This is a genomic window from Ruoffia sp. FAM 26255 (assembly GCF_045528525.1).
Classification (GTDB): Bacteria; Bacillota; Bacilli; order Lactobacillales; family Aerococcaceae; genus Ruoffia; species Ruoffia tabacinasalis.
Genome location: NZ_JBGQQX010000095.1, coordinates 1 through 3824, shown reverse-complemented (window position 1 = coordinate 3824; position 3824 = coordinate 1). Strand labels below are relative to the sequence as shown.

At 39.9% G+C, this 3824-nt stretch carries 1 protein-coding gene, 13 tRNA genes and 1 rRNA gene; all 15 read left to right on the top strand.

What is annotated here, in order from left to right; genetic code table 11:
- The first annotated feature begins 5 nt into the window (after positions 1–5).
- The 15 genes from rrf to ACEN31_RS11135 all read left to right on the top strand — a co-directional run bounded on the left by rrf (position 6) and on the right by ACEN31_RS11135 (position 3597).
- Positions 6–121, top strand: a 5S ribosomal RNA gene (gene rrf, locus ACEN31_RS11205).
- A gap of 19 nt (positions 122–140) precedes the next feature.
- A tRNA-Asn gene (locus ACEN31_RS11200) sits at positions 141–213 on the top strand.
- A 12-nt stretch (positions 214–225) separates the two neighbouring features.
- Positions 226–316 (top strand) — tRNA-Ser (locus ACEN31_RS11195).
- Between the two features lie 21 nt (positions 317–337).
- A tRNA-Glu gene (locus ACEN31_RS11190) sits at positions 338–409 on the top strand.
- 18 nt (positions 410–427) lie between these two features.
- Positions 428–500 (top strand) — tRNA-Val (locus tag ACEN31_RS11185).
- A gap of 10 nt (positions 501–510) precedes the next feature.
- Positions 511–583 (top strand) — tRNA-Asp (locus ACEN31_RS11180).
- 14 nt (positions 584–597) lie between these two features.
- Positions 598–670 (top strand) — tRNA-Phe (locus ACEN31_RS11175).
- Positions 671–675: 5 nt separating this feature from the next.
- A tRNA-Tyr gene (locus ACEN31_RS11170) sits at positions 676–756 on the top strand.
- 41 nt (positions 757–797) lie between these two features.
- Positions 798–868: transfer RNA gene (locus tag ACEN31_RS11165), tRNA-Trp, on the top strand.
- A 24-nt stretch (positions 869–892) separates the two neighbouring features.
- A tRNA-His gene (locus tag ACEN31_RS11160) sits at positions 893–965 on the top strand.
- A 35-nt stretch (positions 966–1000) separates the two neighbouring features.
- A tRNA-Gln gene (locus ACEN31_RS11155) sits at positions 1001–1072 on the top strand.
- Positions 1073–1117: 45 nt separating this feature from the next.
- Positions 1118–1188, top strand: a tRNA-Cys gene (locus ACEN31_RS11150).
- A 22-nt stretch (positions 1189–1210) separates the two neighbouring features.
- A tRNA-Met gene (locus ACEN31_RS11145) sits at positions 1211–1283 on the top strand.
- Between the two features lie 43 nt (positions 1284–1326).
- Positions 1327–1412, top strand: a tRNA-Leu gene (locus tag ACEN31_RS11140).
- A 646-nt stretch (positions 1413–2058) separates the two neighbouring features.
- Positions 2059–3597 (top strand): ClC family H(+)/Cl(-) exchange transporter, encoded by a 1539-nt coding sequence (locus tag ACEN31_RS11135; RefSeq protein WP_407109451.1) that lies wholly within the window; start codon positions 2059–2061, stop codon positions 3595–3597.
- Positions 3598–3824: the final 227 nt, after the last annotated feature.

Sequence of the window (3824 nt, the reverse complement as noted above, 5' to 3'; positions counted from 1 at the left end):
CAATGTGTGGTGATGGTAGCAAGAAGGATACACCTGTTCCCATGCCGAACACAGCAGTTAAGCTTCTTAGCGCCGATGGTAGTTGGACCTTTGGTCCTGTGAGAGTAGGTCGTTGCCATGCATTGTTAAATTTTAATCATTCCGCAATAGCTCAGCTGGTAGAGCGCATGACTGTTAATCATGATGTCGTAGGTTCGAGCCCTACTTGCGGAGTAAGGTTAAATCGGAGAGTTGTCCGAGTTGGCCGAAGGAGCACGATTGGAAATCGTGTAGGCATTTATTAAATGTCTCAAGGGTTCGAATCCCTTACTCTCCGTTAGAAACTTAATATTATAATGGTCCGTTGGTCAAGTGGTTAAGACACTGCCCTTTCACGGCGGTAACACGGGTTCGAATCCCGTACGGATCATTAACATTTTAATAACATGGAGGATTAGCTCAGCTGGGAGAGCGTCTGCCTTACAAGCAGGATGTCGGCGGTTCGATCCCGTCATCCTCCATTAATACCAAGGTCCGGTGGTGTAGGGGTTAACATGCCTGCCTGTCACGCAGGAGATCGCGGGTTCAAATCCCGTCCGGACCGTTTTTTAAAATGTAGGCTTGGTAGCTCAGTTGGTAGAGCACTTGATTGAAGCTCAAGGTGTCGGCGGTTCGATTCCGTCCCAAGCCATTCATGGTGGGGTAGCGAAGTGGCTAAACGCGGCGGACTGTAAATCCGCTCCTTCGGGTTCGGGAGTTCGAATCTCTCCCCCACCATTGTATTATTAATGGGGAATTTAATAATTTTGCCTTTTAATAGGGGCATAGTTTAACGGTAGAACTACGGTCTCCAAAACCGTCAATGTGGGTTCGATTCCTACTGCCCCTGTTTAATTTTAATAATATGATGATGGCGATTGTGGCGAAGTGGTTAACGCATCGGTTTGTGGATCCGACACTCGTGGGTTCGATTCCCATCAGTCGCCTATATTTTATATAATATAGGTTGTAATATTATCATTGGGGTATAGCCAAGCGGTAAGGCAACGGACTTTGACTCCGTTATGCGTTGGTTCGAATCCAGCTACCCCAGTCGCTAGTACCATTGTTATAATGGTACTATTTTATTTAATACAATGGCGGTATAGCCAAGTGGTAAGGCACGAGTCTGCAAAACTCTGATCGCCGGTTCAAATCCGACTACCGCCTTTACTAAATATTATTTTATTATCGCGGGGTGGAGAAGCTGGCATCTCGTCGGGCTCATAACCCGAAGGTCGTAGGTTCGAATCCTACCCCCGCAATTTTTTAATTATCAAAAATTAATATCGAGACAATGGCTTTTATGCCGGTATGGCGGAATTGGCAGACGCGTTGGACTCAAAATCCAATGTCCTTTGCGGGACGTGTCGGTTCGACCCCGACTACCGGTATTTATTAATTGATTTAATCCACGTTAGAACACTTGCCCTATGCCTAAGTAAGTGTTTTTTTATTGCAGTTTTTTAAGTTATTATTGAGACAAGGTTGGTGATCTTATCAGGTTACCAGCCTTTTTTGCGCTCTGTTCCTTCTATATAATAGTGCGAATTTTGAGGTTGAGATTTTTTGCGTCAATTATGGATTGTTATATTTCTTCGATAATGTCCGAAATTTGTCCAAAATATTATCTGAAGTATAAATTTTTTTAGTAAATGCGACATTCTTATCAGTATGTGTAGTAGGGTGTATTTATTTTTCCTTCTTAAACCTATTTGTCTACGATATTTTTACCAAAATGATACAAAGTTTACGAATGAAATCATCATATTTCTGATTATCCATGATTAAACGCGTAAAAGCGTCACTATGAAAACCCAAAGTGATGCTTTTTCCTGAAAAGCGACACTATGAGAACCCAAAGTGACGCTCTTACTCAAAAAAGTGTCACTTTCCGACAAATTCGCGTATTCTGATTATCATCCAATCTAGCTCCCACTAAAAAGTGCTTTTTTGCACACATTTTTTGATACATGCACTTATAATTTATGATATGATTAAGGATGTACTTATTATTTTAGAAAGCTGGATTGATGTGGAATGGTGAAGGAATATAAGCAGATTCCGGTAAGGGAAAGTAACTTAGCCGGAACAAATAAATTTAAATTAATTTTCTTGGGTTTAGTAACGGGTTTATTTAGCGGAATGCTTGCGGTGGCTTATCGCTTTGTATTAGCTGAATTGGATACGATTCGTGATTCGATATATAACATGCCATTTTCGATTAATTATTTATGGATGTTTCTCGCAGCGTTTGTATTCGGTGTGATAGTCGTTCAGTTATTAAAGTGGGCACCGTTATCTGGAGGATCTGGAATACCTCAAATCCGAGGAGAGTTACTAGGCAGATTGTCAATGAATCCGGGACCGACCTTTATTAGTAAGTTTCTTGGTGGTTCTTTGGCTAACTTTATTGGGTTAAGTTTAGGGCGTGAAGGTCCGTCAATTCAGTTAGGTGGAGTGACCGGAAAGATTGTTGGGAAGTTATTCAAGACAGATAAATTAACTTCCAATTATTTAATTACGGCTGGAGCGAGTGCTGGTTTGTCGGCTGCATTTAATGCACCGATTGCTGGGACTTTATTTACTTTAGAAGAAGTGTACGGTTCTTTCTCACATTACTTATTATTACCAAGTATTATTGCGAGTATTACAGCAAACTTCGTTTCATTTATATTTGCAGGTAAGATTTATTCTTTCTCTTTTAGAGTGAATCAAACGATTGATATGAACGATATTGGTTGGGTAGTCCTTGTTGGTTTAATTGCAGGTTTAGTGGGGATTTTATTTAATCACTTTATGGAATGGACACGACGTTTCTTTGCTTGGACAAGGTTAAAACCAATCTATTTAGTACCATTGATTTTTATGTTGACGGTCGTTGTTGGATTATTTTCACCTGAGTTATTAGGTGGAGGGCATCATTTAGTGGAGCATATGGTTGCTGCACCGATTAGTGTGGGGATGTTAGTCTTTTGGTTGATAGGTAAGTTAGTCTTTACCAGTATATCCTATAATAGTGGAGTTCAAGGAGGTATTTTCTTGCCAGTCCTAGTTTTAGGGGCAATCTCTGGATTACTTGTTTACCACATTAGTGGGCTAGAGCCAGTTTATATGGTGAATTTTATCATCTTAGGTATGTCGGCGGTGATGACCGCAGTTGTTCGAGCGCCTATTATGTCAATTGTACTCGTAATGGAGATGACAGGGTCATTTACTCACTTAATCATGTTATCCTTCGCTTCAATTATCGCCTTCATTGTAGGAGAAATCACTCGTACAGAGCCTATTTACGAAACTTTATATAACAACCTGATTCAGCGATTAACCCCTCAAAAAGTGGAAGAAAGTGAATTAATCGTGTCGACGTTTACAATTGGACCAGAAAGTCCACTAAAGAATACGTTAATCTCTGATTTGAATTTGCCGACAAATTTACTGATTGTTGAAATTAATCGAGAAGGATTAAACTTGCTTCCTAAAGCAGATGAGTCGATTAAAACGTTAGATACGGTGATGGTTTTACATAATGTATTAGACACAGAGCTAGTTCATAATTACTTTACACATGAAGATTAGATAATACACATTTAATGAAAGTCGATTCCAACTGGAGTCGGCTTTTTTGTTAAAATTTTACATAATAGATAGCAATAATTACTTATTTGTAAGGATTATAGGGAGCGTCAAGAAGTTTGTGTAAATAAAGAATTCCTTCTGTAAAAAAATCAGCTCTCTGCTAGTGTTCCAAACATTTCCCATAGCTCTGCTTCAGCTTGCTGGAAACCGCGGTGGCTTCGGGTTAA